Genomic DNA, 13,709 nt, shown 5'->3' on the forward strand with positions numbered 1-13,709 from the left:
TCATGCGCCGCCCTCCCTGAGCACCTCCATCAGCGCGTGCAGCCGCGGTGAGGCCGCCAGGTCCTCCAGGGTCACCGGCCGCCCCTGCGCGTCCGCGATCGGCAGGCGCCAGTTCGGGTACTGGTCCCATGTCCCCGGCAGGTTCTGCGGGCGGCGGTCGCCGACGCCGTCCGGCAGCCAGACGCCGACCATGCGGGCCGGGGTGCGCAGCAGGAAGCGGTGGACGGCCTGGATCTGGGCCTCCTCCGACGAGGTGTCACCGCCGCCGCCCGTGCCGTGCAGCAGGCCGAGCCGGGAGAGCAGGGCGAGCCACTCCCCGGCGTCGGCGGCGGCCTCGGCGCGCTCATCCTCCAGGGGCCGGGTCAGCAGGCCCAGGCCGTCGCGCAGCTCGACGTGCTCACCGGTGAGGCGGGCGGCGGTGGAGGGCAGGTCGTGGGTGGTGGCGGTGGCCAGGCAGTCGGCGCGCCAGCCGTCGGGAGGCAGGGGGCGGCCGTCGCCGTCCCAGTCGCGCTCGAACCACAGCACGGAGGTGCCCAGCACGCCGCGTTCGCGCAGCGCCTCGCGCACGCCCGGCTCCACGGTGCCGAGGTCCTCGCCGATGACCGGCGCCCCGGCCCGGGAGGCCTCCAGGACGAGGACGGCGAGCATGGCCTCGGCGTCGTAGCGGACGTAGGTGCCCTCGGTGGGCGGGTGGCCCTGCGGGACCCACCAGAGGCGGAACAGGCCCATGACGTGGTCGATGCGCAGGGCTCCGGCGTAGCGGAACAGGGCGCGCAGCAGGTCGCGGAACGGGGCGTAGCCGGATGCGGCGAGGCGGTCGGGGCGCCAGGGCGGCAGGCCCCAGTCCTGGCCGCGGGCGTTGAAGGCGTCCGGCGGGGCGCCGACCGACATGCCGGCGGCGAAGTGCTCCTGCTGCGCCCAGGCGTCGGCGCCGGCGGGGTGCACGCCGACCGCGAGGTCGTGCACGATCCCGACGGGCATCCCGGCCTCGGTCCCGGCGCGCTGCGCGGCGGTGAGCTGGGTGTCGGTGAGCCAGGCGAGCCGGGACCAGAAGTCGACCCGGTCCATGAGGCCGTTGCGGGCCCGGGCCGTCTCGGCCGACCGCGGATCGCGCAGGCCCGTCGGCCAGCGGTGCCAGTCGGAGCCGTGCACCTCGGCGAGGGCGCACCAGGTGGCGTGGTCCTCCAGGGCCTGGCCCTGCTCGGCGAGGAAGTCGCAGTAGGCGGCGCGCCGGCCGGGACCGAGGGGGACCTCGCCGACCAGCTCCAGCGCCTCCCGCTTGAGCTCCCACACGGCGTCCCGGTCGATCAACGCGCCCTTGTGCAGCACCGCTTCGCGCAGTCGGCCCGCTCTGTCCAGCAGGGCGCGCAGGCGTTCGGGGTCGTCGACGTACGCGGCTTCCGGGATGTCCTCGACGCGCAGGTGCACGGGGTCGGGGAAGCGGCGGGAGGAGGGGCGGTACGGGGAGGGGTCGGTGGGGGCTCCGGGCACGGCCGCGTGCAGCGGGTTGACCTGGACGAATCCGGCGCCGAGGGACCGCCCGGCCCAGCCGGCCAGCTCGGCGAGGTCACCGAGGTCGCCCATGCCCCAGGAGCGGCGGGACAGCAGGGAGTAGAGCTGGACGAGGAGTCCGTGGGTGCGTCCCGCGGGGGTGGGCAGGCGAGGCGGGGCGATGATCAGGTGGGCGGTGGCCGTGCGGCCGACGGGGGTGGTGGCGGTCAGCCGGTGCACGCCGGGCGGGAGGCCGTCGGCGCCGGCGCGGCTCTCGCCCTGCTCGGTGTCGATCCGCAGCCGGGTCCCCTCGGGGAGCGCCGCCAGGGCGGCCGGGGGGCTGCCGCTCCAGCCGACGACGGTCGGGGGCAGCAGCCGTTCGCCCAGTTCCCTCTCGCGGGCCGCGAGCGCGGCGCGGATCGCGCCGGGCGTGCTCGCGTCCACGCCGAGGGCGGCCAGGGTCATGGTGACCGCGGTGGCCGAGGCCGCGACCGAGCGGTCCGGGGACGGACTGTAGGAAGTGGCGACGCCGTGCAGAACGGCGAGGCGGGACAGTTCCTCGGAGGGCGGGTCGGCCGGCCGGGGTGCGGTCATCTACATCCTCGAGTGGTCCGGGACGAAGGCCGGGGGCTCGCTGGTCAGGGGAGCGGCTTCGGCGAGCGGCGGCTCGCTGGTGAGGGGCTCGGCGTCGGGCAGCGGGGGCTCGCTGGTCAGCGGCAGTTCGGTGTGGGTGCTCTCGGAGCTGAAGACGCAGTAGCGGGGGTCGGCGTAGTGGGGGTCGTCGAGGTCGGCGGACGGGTCCGCCACGGGTTTGGACGGGGCCGGGAGCGGAAGGAAAGTCATCGCAGCCACGGGGGCCTCCTTTTCGGGTACGGCTTTCAACGGGTCATCGCAGCCCTACCCAGTCGGCGCGAAGGCAGACGCCCCGGGCCCAACATCGTGCTTCTGGTCACATTCCGCTTCCCTCCACACACTCAAGATTCCGGCATTTCACCCACACCGGCCACTCTCGTTGACACGTTCACCGGGCGGGTGGTGGGCTCGTCGTGCCGGTCGGACGCACCTGGAGGGGCCTGTGGGACTGCGGCGTGGGAAGCGGGCCGCGGCCCTCGCGGTCGCCGTCGTCGCCGGGAGCCTCGCGGCCCCGCCCGCCGCGACGGCGGCTCCGTCTCCACCCGGCACGACCGCGACGACCCCGACCCCCAACAGCGCCGGAGCCGGCCTCTCCGTCTGGCCGCGCCCCCAGTCGCTGCGCGCGAACGGCGCCCCCGTCGCGGTGCCCGACGAGGTCGCCCTGATCACCGACGCGCAGGCGGACCCCGCCGCGGTCGACGCCCTGCGCGAGCTGCTGCGACAGGCCGGGGCCCGCCGGATCACGGACGCGGCCGGGCCGGGCGCCCTGGTCGTGCGCGCGCGGACGGAGCCCGTACGGCGGGACGACCGCCGCGCCCTGCCCGCCGGGGGATACGAGCTGTCGGTGGGCGCGGGCGGCGTCTCCCTCACCGGCACCGGCGAGGACGGCCTCTTCCACGCCGTGCAGACACTGCGGCAGCTCCTGCGCGGCGACGGCACGATCGCGGCGGCCGTCGTCCGCGACTGGCCCGGCACCGCCGTACGCGGCATCACCGAGGGCTTCTACGGCACCGCCTGGACGCACGGGCAGCGGCTGGCGCAGCTGGACTTCATGGGGCGCACCAAGCAGAACCGCTACCTGTACGCCCCCGGCGACGACCTCTACCGGCAGGCCCGCTGGCGCGAGCCCTACCCGGCGCAGGCCCGGGCCAGGTTCCGGGAGCTGGCCGGGCGGGCGCGGGCCAACCACGTCTCGCTCGGCTGGGCGGTGGCCCCGGGCCAGGCGATGTGCTTCGCGTCGGACGACGACGTGCGGGCGCTCACGCGCAAGCTGGACGCGATGTGGGCGCTGGGCTTCCGGGCGTTCCAGCTCCAGTTCCAGGACGTCAGCTACAGCGAGTGGCACTGCGGGGCGGACGCCGACCGGTTCGGCTCCGGCCCCGAGGCGGCGGCGCGGGCCCAGGCCCGGGTGGCGAACGCGGTGGCCTGCCATCTGGCGGCGCGGCACCCCGGCGCCGCCGCACTGTCCCTGATGCCGACCGAGTACTACGAGGACGGCACGACCGACTACCGCCGGGCGCTGGCGAGCGAGCTGGCCGACGGGATCGAGGTGGCGTGGACGGGCGTGGGGGTGGTGCCCCGCACCATCACGGGCGGCGAACTGGCCGACGCACGGCGGGCGTTCGGGCATCCGCTGGTCACGATGGACAACTACCCGGTCAACGACTACGACCCCGGCCGCATCCATCTCGGCCCCTACCAGGGCCGCGATCCGGCCGTCGCGACCGGCTCGGCCGCCCTGCTGGCCAACGCCATGCAGCAGCCGGAGGCGTCCCGCATCCCCCTGTTCACCGCCGCCGACTACGCCTGGAACCCGCGCGCCTACCGGCCCGGGGAGTCCTGGCGCGCCGCGATCGCCGACCTTGCGGGCGGGGACCGGCGCCGCGAGCAGGCCCTGGCCGCGCTGGCCGGCAACGACGCCTCTTCGGTCCTGGACGACGAGGAGTCGGCGTATCTGCGTCCGCTGGCCGAGGCGTACTGGGCATCGCGCACGGCGGGCGGCGCGGGCACCGACGGCGACGCCGAGCGGCGGCTGCGCGCGGCCTTCACCGTGCTGCGCGAGCTGCCCCGGCGGCTGTCCGGAACCGGCCTCGGCTCCGAGGTGGCCCCCTGGTCGGAGCAGCTGGCGGCCTACGGCGAGGCGGGCACGGCCGCGCTCGGCATGCTGGACGCGCAGCGCGCCGGGGACGCGGCGGCGGCCTGGACGGCGTACCGCAGGCTCGGCGCGCTGCGGGCCCGGCTGGAGTCGGCACCGGTCGAGGTCGGCACGGACGTGCTGGACCCCTTCCTGCGGCGGGCGCAGAAGTCGTACGCCGCCTGGTCGGGCATCCACCACGAGCCGCCCCGCAACCCCGGTGACGGGCGCGTCCTGCGCCTTCCGCAGCCCCGGGCGCTGACCGCCGTGACGGCCCTGACCGAGCCGGGCACCGAGGGCGGCGTCGAGGTGCACGTGCCGGGGCAGGGCTGGCGCGAGGCGGGCCGGCTGGACCGGTCCGGGGCGACCGAGGTGCGGCTCGGCACCCGAGCCGACGCCCTGCGGGTCACCGGCCCCGCGCCCTCCCGCGTGCACCACCTCATCCCCTGGTTCACCGACTCGCCCGCCGTCTCCCTCGGCCTGCCCCGCGACCGGGCGGACGTCGAGACCGGCCGCACCGAGCGGCTGACCGCCCGGCTCGCGTCGCTGCGCCCCGCCGACGCCCGCGGCAGGCTGACCGCCGAGGCGCCCGAAGGCGTCCGCGTCCGGGTGCCGAAGGGCGAGCTGACCGTGCGGCGCGGCACGACGGTGGAGGTCCCGGTCGAGGTGACCGTGGAGCGCGGCACCCCGATGCGGTCGCATGAGGTCCGGCTGGGGTTCGCGGGAGCGGCCCGCACGCTCACCGTCCGGGCCGTCCCGCCCACCGGCGGCCCCGACCTGGCCCGCACCGGCACCGCCCGCTCCTCGGGCGACGAGACGCCCGACTTCCCCGCGTCGGCGGCGAACGACGGCGACCCGGAGACCCGCTGGTCGTCCCCGGTCGACGACGGCGCCTGGTGGCAGGTGGAGCTGGCCCGCCCGGCGCGGCTCGGCCGCCTCGCGCTGCACTGGCAGGACGCGCACCCCGCGTCCTACCGCGTCCAGGTCTCCCCGGACGGCCGCCGCTGGCGCACCGCCGCCGTCGTCCCGGACAGCCGGGGCGGCCGGGAGGACGTCCCCATGGACGAACGGGACGTGCGGTTCGTACGCGTCCAGGGCGACAAGCGGGCCACCGCGTACGGGTATTCGCTGTGGTCGGCGGAGGCGTACGCCGTCTCGGACTGAACCACCCTCCAGGCACGGCGGAAATTCTTCCCCGCCCACTATTCACTCAGTACATGTACTCAGTACATAATGATCGGCATGAGCACCCGCCACATCCTGCTGGGCCTGCTCGCGACGGGTCCGAGCCATGGCTACGACCTCAAGCGACGCCATGACGAACGCTTCCCGCAGGCCCGCCCGCTGGCCTACGGGCAGGTCTACACGACCCTCCAGCGTCTCGTGCGGGACGGCCTCGCCGAGGTCGACGGCACCGACTCGGACGGCGGCCCGGAGCGCACGACGTACCGCGCGACGGACGAGGGGACACGCGAACTGGCCCGCTGGGCCGGGGAGATCGCCCCGCCCGCACCGTTCGTGGCGAACGAGATCTTCGCCAAGGTCGTGGTCGCGATCCTCTCGGGCGGCGACCCGGACCGGTATCTGAGCGCCCAGCGCGCGGCCCACATGGAGCGGATGCGGGAGCTCACGGCGGTCAAGGCCGCCAAGGGAGCCGATCTCGCGACCGTGCTCTCGGCGGACTACGCCCTCAACCATCTCGACGCCGACCTCCGCTGGATGAACACCACGGCGGCCCGGCTCACCACCCTGACCGCGGAGGTCGACGCGACATGAGCAGACCCGTGCCCCTTCTCACGGCCGGTGGGATCGTCAAGGCGCACGGCCGGACGACGGCCCTGCGCGGCGCGTCGGTCGAGCTGCACGCCGGCGAGATCCTCGCCGTGACCGGCGCGAGCGGCAGCGGCAAGTCGACGCTGCTGCACTGCCTGGCCGGCATCGTCCGCCCGGACGCGGGCTCGGTGACGTACGACGGCCTGCGGCTGGAGGACCTCCCCGAGAAGCGGCTGAGCGAGCTGCGGCGCACCGAGTTCGGCGTGGTGTTCCAGTTCGGGCAGCTGATCCCCGAGCTGACGGTCCTCGACAACGTGGCCCTGCCCCTGCTGCTGGCCGGCACCGACCGGGCCGGTGCCCGGGCCCGGGCCGGTGAGTGGCTGGAGCGGTTCGGGGTGCGGGACCAGGAGGACCTGCGGCCGGGCGAGCTGAGCGGCGGCCAGGCGCAGCGGGCGGCACTGGCCCGGGCCCTGGTCACCGGACCGAGGGTGGTCTTCGCCGACGAGCCGACGGGCGCCCTGGACTCGCTGGCGGGTGAGCAGGTCATGACGGCCCTGGTCCACACCGCCCGCGAGTCGGGCACCGCCGTCCTGCTGATCACGCACGACGCCCAGGTGGCCGCGTACGCGGACCGTGAAGTCCGGCTGCGGGACGGGGCCGTGGCGGCGCTGGGGGTGACGGCGTGACGTCGCTTCGGGCCGATCTGCGCCTCGCCTGGGAACTGACCCGGGGTTCCGACCGGGGCGAGTGGTGGCGGGTGACCCTGACGGCGGCGGGGGCGGCGCTCGCGACCGGCTTCGCGCTGACCGCCGTCGCCCTCGCGTCCCTGCGCGGCTGGCGCCACGTGCCCGTCGCCTCGGGCCTGCTGAACGAGCCCGGTACGCGGTCCGGGGTGATCGCCGGCCTGCTGCTCCTGCTCGTGCCGGTGCTGGGGTTCCTCGGCCAGTGCGCCCGGATCGGGGCGGTGCACCGCGACCGGCGGCTGGCCGGGCTGCGGCTGGCCGGGGCGACTCCCTGGCAGGTGCGGCGGATCGCCGCGCTGGAGACCGGGCTCGCCTGTCTGCTGGGCTCGGCGGTCGCCACCGTCTTCTCGGTGCTGTTCCTGCTGCGCGTGTGGGACCGGCCCACGGCGCTGACCTGGGCAGGGATCGCCCTGGTCGCCGTCGCCGTACCGCTGCTGGGCGCGGCGGCGGGCGCGCTGGCGCTGCGCCGGGTGGTGGCCTCGCCGCTCGGCTGGGTCCGCAGGGTCGGTCCGCCGCGCACCGGGCGGGGGCCGGGGCTGCTGTTCCTGGCGGGGGTCGTGCTGGTCGGGGTGGTGACGCTGCTCGCCGTGCTCGGCACGTCCCCGGTCGGCGCGAACCAGCCGCATGCCGGGCCTCCACTGACGATGGCGGGTGTGGTCCTCGCGGCCGGGGCGGGCGCGGTGTGGCTCTCCGGGGCCGTGGCCAGGGCCACCGGCCGGATCCTGGCCGTCCGGGCCCGGTCGGCGGCGGTGCTGATCGCGGCGGAACGGCTGCGTGACGACCCCTGGGCGGCCGCCCGTACGCACGCGGCGGTGCTGCTGGTGACGATCGTCGGGGGCAGCTTCATGGGCGTGCGAGCGGTGATTCTCCACCATCTGCACTCCGGCAAGCCGCTCGCCGCGGGCCCCGACTACTACCTCACCGGCCTCGACCTCACGGGCGCCGCCCTCGCGGTCGCCTTCGCGATCACGGTGTCCGGCCTCGCCGTCGGCACCGCCGAGTCGCTGGCCACCCGGCGCCGGGGTCTGGCCGCGCAGGTCGCCGCCGGGGTGCCGCGCGCGGTGCTCGGCCGGGCCCTGCTGCTGGAGACCGCGCTGCCGCTGGCCCCCGCGGTGCTGCTCGCGGGCCTGGGCGGATCGGCCATCGCCGCCTCGTACGCACTCCTCGGCAACGGCGCGTTCCCCTGGGCAGCGGCCCTGCTCCCCCTCGCGGTCTACGCCACCTGCCTGCTCGCCGTGACAACCTCACTGCCCCTGCTGGACCGGTCGGTGCGACCGGGGGAGTTGCGTTACGTGTGAGGGGGCGGTGGGCCCGGTGGCGCGGTGGGCGCGGTGGCCCGGCGGGACCGGGTGACCCGGTGGGACCGGGTGGGCCGGTGGGCCCGGCGGGCCCGCGTGGCGCGGGTGGCCCGGCGGGCCGGGTGGGAGGGGCCGCCCGTGACCGGTCGGCCCCGGGGGAACGGGGGTTTCCCGGGGCCGGCAGGTCGTGGGCGGGCGGGCGCAGGGGCTTCCCGGGCCGGTGGCCCGCGCGGGCGCGGGCTCCCCAGGCCGGTGGCCCATGCGGGCGCAGGGGTTTCCCGGGCCGGTGGCCCGTGCGGGCGCGGGCTCCCCAGGCCGGTGGCCCATGCGGGCGCAGGGGCCTCCCGGACCGGCGGCCTCGGACGGGCGGGCGCAGGCGTCCTGGGCCGGTGGGCCGTGCGCGCGCGGGGGCTTCCCGGGCCGGTGGGCCGTGCGGGCGCGGGGGCTTCCCGGGCCGGTGGCCCGTACCGGCGCGGGCTCCCCAGGCCGGTGGCCCGTGCGGGTCCGCGCAAGGCGGTACCGCCGCTCGGCGGCGGTATCGCGGCAATACGAAGGCCCGGATCGTCGTCAGGCGGAAATGCCGTCGATCCGGGCCATGGCGTCCTCCGCGCCGAACGGCTGCAAGTACGGCAGCCAGCGCGGATCCCTATGGCCGGTCCCGATGATGCGCCAGGCCAGCCCGGACGGCGGGGCGGGTTTGTGGCGCAGCCGCCAGCCGATCTCGAAGAGGTGCCGATCCGCCTTCACGTGGTTGCAGCGGCGGCAGGACGCCACCACGTTGTCCCAGACGTGCTTGCCCCCGCGGCTGCGCGGGATGACGTGGTCGACGCTGGTTGCGACGCCACCGCAGTACATGCACCGGCCCCCGTCGCGGGCGAACAGCGCCCGGCGGGTCAGTGGAACGGGCCCCCGATAGGGAACCCGGACGAATCGCTTGAGCCGGACCACGCTGGGTGCGGGGACTGTGACGGTCGCGCTGTGCAGATAGGCGCCGGACTCCTCGAGGCAGACTGCCTTGTTCTCGAGGACGAGGACGAGCGCGCGGCGGAGCGGTACGACACCTAGTGGCTCGTACGACGCGTTGAGGACCAGGACATGCGGCACGGATGCCTCCTTGGACGCCGGCGGCGCGTGGCTCGCGCCGGGACGATTCGTAGCCAGTCTCCCCTCAGGCCTGGTGGAAGCGCCACCATGTCCCCGTAACGGGCTGGGAGTGTTTTCGACCACATCCCATTCATCCCCAGGATCATGGCCTGTTCAAGCCCAGGTGAGCACGGTCTCTCCTTCACACATCCGGCAAGCGCACACACAATGCCCCGTTAGTGTGGTGGTTCTGCCCCTTCGGTGACCCAGCCGTGACCTTGACCCCCCAGAACCACTGCGTCGGGGCAGACCGCTGCACCTGGAGGTACCTGCCGTGTTCCCGTCCCTCGCGGACTCCGTCCTGTCGGCCGCCGACCCGTCACCGTCGCCGACCCCCTCGGAGACCCAGTCCCCGAGAGTGCCGTCGCTCCAGGACGCTCAGGAGAGCGCGACGAACGCCGCCGGCTGGGTCGAGCAGAACTGGTCGACGTGGCTCGCGATCGGGCTCAGGGTGCTGCTCATCGTGGTGATAGCGGCGGTGCTGAGGGTCTTCGTACGGCGGGCGATCACCAAGCTGATAGACCGGATGAACCGGACCGTCCAGTCCGTGGACGGCAGCGCGCTGGGCGGACTCCTCGTCAACGTCGAGCGCCGACGGCAGCGCTCGCAGGCCATCGGCTCGGTGCTCCGCTCGGTCGCGTCGTTCCTGATCATCGGCACCGCCGCGCTGATGATCCTCGGCACCTTCCAGATCAACCTCGCCCCGCTGCTGGCCTCGGCCGGTGTCGCCGGTGTGGCGATCGGCTTCGGCGCCCGCAACCTCGTCACGGACTTCCTGTCCGGCGTCTTCATGATCCTGGAGGACCAGTACGGCGTCGGCGACACCATCGACGCGGGCGTCGCCTCCGGCGAGGTGATCGAGGTCGGCCTGCGCGTGACCAAGCTGCGCGGCGACGGCGGCGAGATCTGGTACGTCCGCAACGGCGAGGTCAAGCGCATCGGCAACCTCTCCCAGGGCTGGGCCACGGCCAACGTCGACGTCACCGTGCACGCCGGCGAGGACCTGGACAAGGTGAAGGCCACGCTGGACGAGGTCGCCGAGAAGATGAGCGCCGAGGAGCCCTGGAACGAGCTGCTGTGGGGCCCGATCGAGGTCCTCGGCCTGGACAGCGTGCTGCTCGACTCGATGGTCGTGCGCGTCACGGCCAAGACCATGCCCGGCAAGTCCCTGACGGTGGAACGCGAACTGCGCTGGCGCGTGAAGCGGGCCTTCGACGTGGCGGACATCCGGATCGTCGGCGGCGCCACGGCCCCGGCGGAGGAGCAGCCCGCGGACCCGACGGCGGGGATGGCGGCCCCGTCGGTGTACGCGAACACCACGTCCCCGCAGTCGGCGGCGGCGTCCCCGCTCGCACCGCCCACGCCGACGAGCACGACGAGCACGACGAAGTAGCCCAGCACCTCGGGGGGAGGGCGGTGTCCGGCCCTGCCGGACACCGCCCTCTTCGCGTGTCCGGGGCTGCGCGCCGCCCTGCTCATGCGTCCGGCCACACGGTTCGGCTCCCCGCCGACCGCATGTCCGACGGACGGCACCGCCCCGCCCCGCCTCTCCGCCACGCGCCCACCGCACAGCCTCCGCTGCCCGCCCCGCCGCACAGTCCGCCGCGCGCCCAGCCACCCGTCCGCCACCCGCCCCGCCGCAAGCTCCGCCGCCCCCGCCGCATGCCCGACGGAAGGCGCGCCGCCCCCTATTGACGCCCACCCCGCCCCGGGCCTACCTTCCTCCCACCGATAGGAAACTTTCCTAACAGTGATCGGAAGCACCCGAGGGAACGGTCGTCCGATGGACTTCCCCGGCTGATCACTGAGAAGCTGAGCAGCCGAAGGGCAGGTGTGGACACGCATGGCAGGAACCGCCGGCACGCCGGGCACCCCGCGCGTCCTGCGCGCCATGAACGACCGGGCCGCCCTGGACCTGCTGCTGGAGCACGGACCGCTGTCCCGCACCCGGATCGGCAAGCTCACCGGCCTGTCCAAGCCGACCGCCTCCCAGCTCCTGGCCCGTCTGGAGGCGGCGGGACTCGTCCTGGCCACCGGCACCACCGAAGGCCGCCCCGGCCCCAGCGCCCAGCTCTACGAGGTCAACCCGGCGGCCGGTCACGCCGCCGGACTCGACGTCACCCCCCAGCGGATCCTCGCCGCGGTCGCCGACATCACCGGCCGCACGGTCGGCCGCCACGAGCTGCCCACCCCCGGCCGACGCCCCGGCACCCCGGTCGTCCAGCAGGTCACCGACGCCCTGGACGGCGCGGTGAAGGCGGCCGGTCTCGCCCGGGACGACATCCACCGCCTCGTCATCGGCACCCCCGGCGCCTTCGACCCCACCACCGGCCGGCTGCGCTACGCCTCCCACCTCCCGGGCTGGCACTCCCCCACCCTGCTGGACGAGCTGGCCGCCGCCCTGCCGATGCCGTTCGAGTACGAGAACGACGTCAACCTGGTCGCGCTCGCCGAGCAGCGTCTCGGCGCGGCCCGGGGCCACGCGGACTTCGTGCTGCTGTGGAACCAGGAGGGCCTGGGCGCCGCCCTGGTGCTCGGCGGCCGGCTGCACCGCGGCTGGACCGGCGGCGCCGGCGAGGTCGGCTTCCTGCCGGTGCCGGGCACGCCCCTGGTCCGCCAGGTCACCAAGGCCAACAGCGGCGGCTACCAGGAGCTGGCCGGTTCCCAGGCCGTCCCGCGCCTGGCCCGCGAGCTCGGCATCAACGACGTCCCGCCCGGCCCGTACGCCGAGTCCGCCGCCGCACTGGTGGCCAGGGCGGCGCAGGCCGGCGACGACGCCCACCGGGATCTCCTGCGGACCTACGCCACCCGGCTCGCCACCGGTCTGGCCTCCCTGGTCTCGGTCCTCGACCCCGAGCTCGTCGTGCTGAGCGGCACGTCCCTCACCTCGGGCGGCGAACCGCTGCGCGCCCTCGTCCAGGCCGAACTGGAAGAGCTGGCCGCGTCCCGCCCCCGCCTGGTCGTGGGCGGCGTACGTGAACACCCCGTGCTGCGCGGCGCGCTGGAGAGCGCGCTCGCGACCACCCGCGACGAGGTCTTCGACACCTCCCGCTGAACCGACCCGGCCTGAACCGACTCAGGCCGAACCACTCACGCCGACCCCACCCCCCTCCCGGTAAGTCCCCTCTTCCCCCGTGCCACAGGGAGCTCCGCCATGCCCGGAACATCCAGAAAAGCGACGTTCGCTCTCGCCGCCTCCGCCACCCTCGCCCTCCTCGCCACCGCCTGCACCGGCCAGTCGGACGCGGGCGCGAGCGACGACGCGTCCCAGGAGACGACCCTCAACTTCTGGCACGCCTGGAGCGCGCCGTCGGAGGTGAAGGCCGTCAAGGACCTGGTCGCCGGATTCGAGAAGGCGCACCCCAACATCCACGTCGACGTCGTCGGCAACATGACGGACGACAAGATGAACCAGGCCCTGCGCACCGGCGGCGCCAAGGCGCCGGACGTGATCTCGTCGTTCACCACGAACAGCGTCGGGAAGTTCTGCTCCTCGGGCGCCCTGGTGGACCTCGACCCGTTCTTCGAGAAGTCCGGCGTCGACCCGGAGAAGACCTTCCCGAAGGCGATGAACGAGTACACCCGGTTCGAAGGCAATCGCTGCGCGGTCCCCCTCCTCGGCGACGCCTACGGCCTCTACTACAACAAGACGGCGTTCAAGAAGGCCGGCATCACCGCCCCGCCGAAGACCTGGTCGGAGTTCGAGCGCGTCGCGAAGAAGCTGACGATCCCCCAGGGCGACTCGTACAAGCAGCTCGGCTTCATGCCGAACTACCACGGCTGGGAGACCACCACCGAGCACTACCTCGGCCAGTTCTCCCCCACGTACTTCGACAAGGACGGCAAGTCGAACGTCGGCAAGGACCCGGCGTTCGCCCAGGCCTTCACGGTCCAGAAGAAGCTCGTCGACACGCTCGGCGGCTACCGCAAGCTGGAGACCTACCGCTCCAAGCTCGGCGACGAGTGGGGCCCCAAGCACCCCTTCCACACCGGCCAGGTCGCCATGCAGCTCGACGGCGAGTGGCGCTTGGGCATGGCCCTGGACACCAAGCCGAAGTTCGACATCGGCGTGGCCCCACTGCCCGTCCCCGACGACCAGGCCGATCAGTACGGCAAGGGCTACATCACCGGCACCATCGCCGGTATCGCCGCGACCAGCAAGAAGCAGAACGCGGCCTGGGAGCTGGTGAAGTACATGACCACGGACACGGACGCGGTGGTGAACTTCTCCAACGCCATCCACAACGTGCCCTCGACGCTCGCGGCGCTGAAGTCCCCGAAGCTGACGTACGACCCGCGCTTCAAGACGTTCCTGGAGATCGCGGCGAACCCGGACTCCACCACAGCCCCCGCCTCCGTCAACGGCGGTGTCTACCTCACCACCGTCCAGGAGTTCGGCTACGCCTACGAAAGCGGCAAGGAGACCGACCTCGAGGCCGGCCTGAAGAAGGCGGCCGCGCAGATCGACACGGACATCGCGCAGGCGAAGTAGGC

At 74.5% G+C, this 13,709-nt stretch carries 10 protein-coding genes; 7 read left to right on the forward strand and 3 right to left on the reverse strand.

Annotation, left to right across the window (positions count from 1 at the left end; translation table 11 throughout):
• The gene (malQ, locus tag IGS69_RS11470) at positions 1–2,085 is read right to left on the reverse strand and encodes a 4-alpha-glucanotransferase (RefSeq protein WP_190898785.1); all 2,085 of its coding nucleotides are present in this window, start codon (positions 2,083–2,085) and stop codon (positions 1–3) included.
• A complete protein-coding gene (locus IGS69_RS11475) occupies positions 2,086–2,343 on the reverse strand; it encodes a hypothetical protein (RefSeq protein WP_190898787.1) in 258 nt (85 codons plus the stop codon).
• Between the two features lie 223 nt (positions 2,344–2,566).
• Between IGS69_RS11475 and IGS69_RS11480 the strand changes: the two genes are divergently transcribed.
• From IGS69_RS11480 to IGS69_RS11495, 4 genes are all read left to right on the forward strand, one after another.
• Positions 2,567–5,422 (forward strand): beta-N-acetylglucosaminidase domain-containing protein, encoded by a 2,856-nt coding sequence (locus IGS69_RS11480; RefSeq protein WP_190898789.1) that lies wholly within the window; start codon positions 2,567–2,569, stop codon positions 5,420–5,422.
• Between the two features lie 78 nt (positions 5,423–5,500).
• Entirely contained in the window at positions 5,501–6,034 is a 534-nt protein-coding gene (locus IGS69_RS11485) for a PadR family transcriptional regulator (protein WP_190898791.1), read from the forward strand.
• The gene (locus IGS69_RS11490) at positions 6,031–6,717 is read left to right on the forward strand and encodes an ABC transporter ATP-binding protein (protein WP_190898802.1); all 687 of its coding nucleotides are present in this window, start codon (positions 6,031–6,033) and stop codon (positions 6,715–6,717) included. Before IGS69_RS11485 ends, IGS69_RS11490 begins: the two co-directional genes overlap by 4 nt.
• Positions 6,714–8,072: an FtsX-like permease family protein gene (locus IGS69_RS11495; RefSeq protein ID WP_190898804.1), complete on the forward strand. Its 1,359-nt coding sequence runs from the start codon at positions 6,714–6,716 to the stop codon at positions 8,070–8,072. Before IGS69_RS11490 ends, IGS69_RS11495 begins: the two co-directional genes overlap by 4 nt.
• Before the next feature lie 567 nt (positions 8,073–8,639).
• Here the strand turns inward: IGS69_RS11495 and IGS69_RS11500 are convergent.
• Positions 8,640–9,176, reverse strand: coding sequence for an HNH endonuclease (locus IGS69_RS11500; RefSeq protein ID WP_031110731.1), 537 nt, complete (start codon positions 9,174–9,176; stop codon positions 8,640–8,642).
• Between the two features lie 313 nt (positions 9,177–9,489).
• Here IGS69_RS11500 and IGS69_RS11505 point away from each other — a divergent pair, with 313 nt between their 5' ends.
• The 3 genes from IGS69_RS11505 (at position 9,490) to IGS69_RS11515 (ending at position 13,707) form a co-directional block, all read left to right on the forward strand.
• Positions 9,490–10,608 carry a mechanosensitive ion channel family protein gene (locus IGS69_RS11505; protein WP_190898806.1) on the forward strand — a complete coding sequence of 373 codons (1,119 nt, stop codon included), beginning with the start codon at positions 9,490–9,492 and terminating at the stop codon, positions 10,606–10,608.
• Positions 10,609–11,058: 450 nt separating this feature from the next.
• Positions 11,059–12,270 carry an ROK family transcriptional regulator gene (locus tag IGS69_RS11510; protein ID WP_190898808.1) on the forward strand — a complete coding sequence of 404 codons (1,212 nt, stop codon included), beginning with the start codon at positions 11,059–11,061 and terminating at the stop codon, positions 12,268–12,270.
• Positions 12,271–12,369: 99 nt separating this feature from the next.
• Positions 12,370–13,707: an ABC transporter substrate-binding protein gene (locus IGS69_RS11515; protein WP_190898810.1), complete on the forward strand. Its 1,338-nt coding sequence runs from the start codon at positions 12,370–12,372 to the stop codon at positions 13,705–13,707.
• Positions 13,708–13,709: the final 2 nt, after the last annotated feature.

The sequence above is a fragment of the Streptomyces tuirus genome (assembly GCF_014701095.1).
GTDB lineage: Bacteria > Actinomycetota > Actinomycetes > Streptomycetales > Streptomycetaceae > Streptomyces > Streptomyces tuirus.

Excerpts from the sequence above, each read along its gene's own strand:
- IGS69_RS11485 (WP_190898791.1), top strand. The coding sequence starts at position 5,501 with ATGAGCACCCGCCACATCCTGCTGGGCCTGCTCGCGACGGGTCCGAGC.
- IGS69_RS11515 (WP_190898810.1), top strand. The coding sequence starts at position 12,370 with ATGCCCGGAACATCCAGAAAAGCGACGTTCGCTCTCGCCGCCTCCGCC.
- IGS69_RS11490 (WP_190898802.1), top strand. The coding sequence starts at position 6,031 with ATGAGCAGACCCGTGCCCCTTCTCACGGCCGGTGGGATCGTCAAGGCG.
- malQ (WP_190898785.1), bottom strand. The coding sequence starts at position 2,085 with ATGACCGCACCCCGGCCGGCCGACCCGCCCTCCGAGGAACTGTCCCGC.
- IGS69_RS11510 (WP_190898808.1), top strand. The coding sequence starts at position 11,059 with ATGGCAGGAACCGCCGGCACGCCGGGCACCCCGCGCGTCCTGCGCGCC.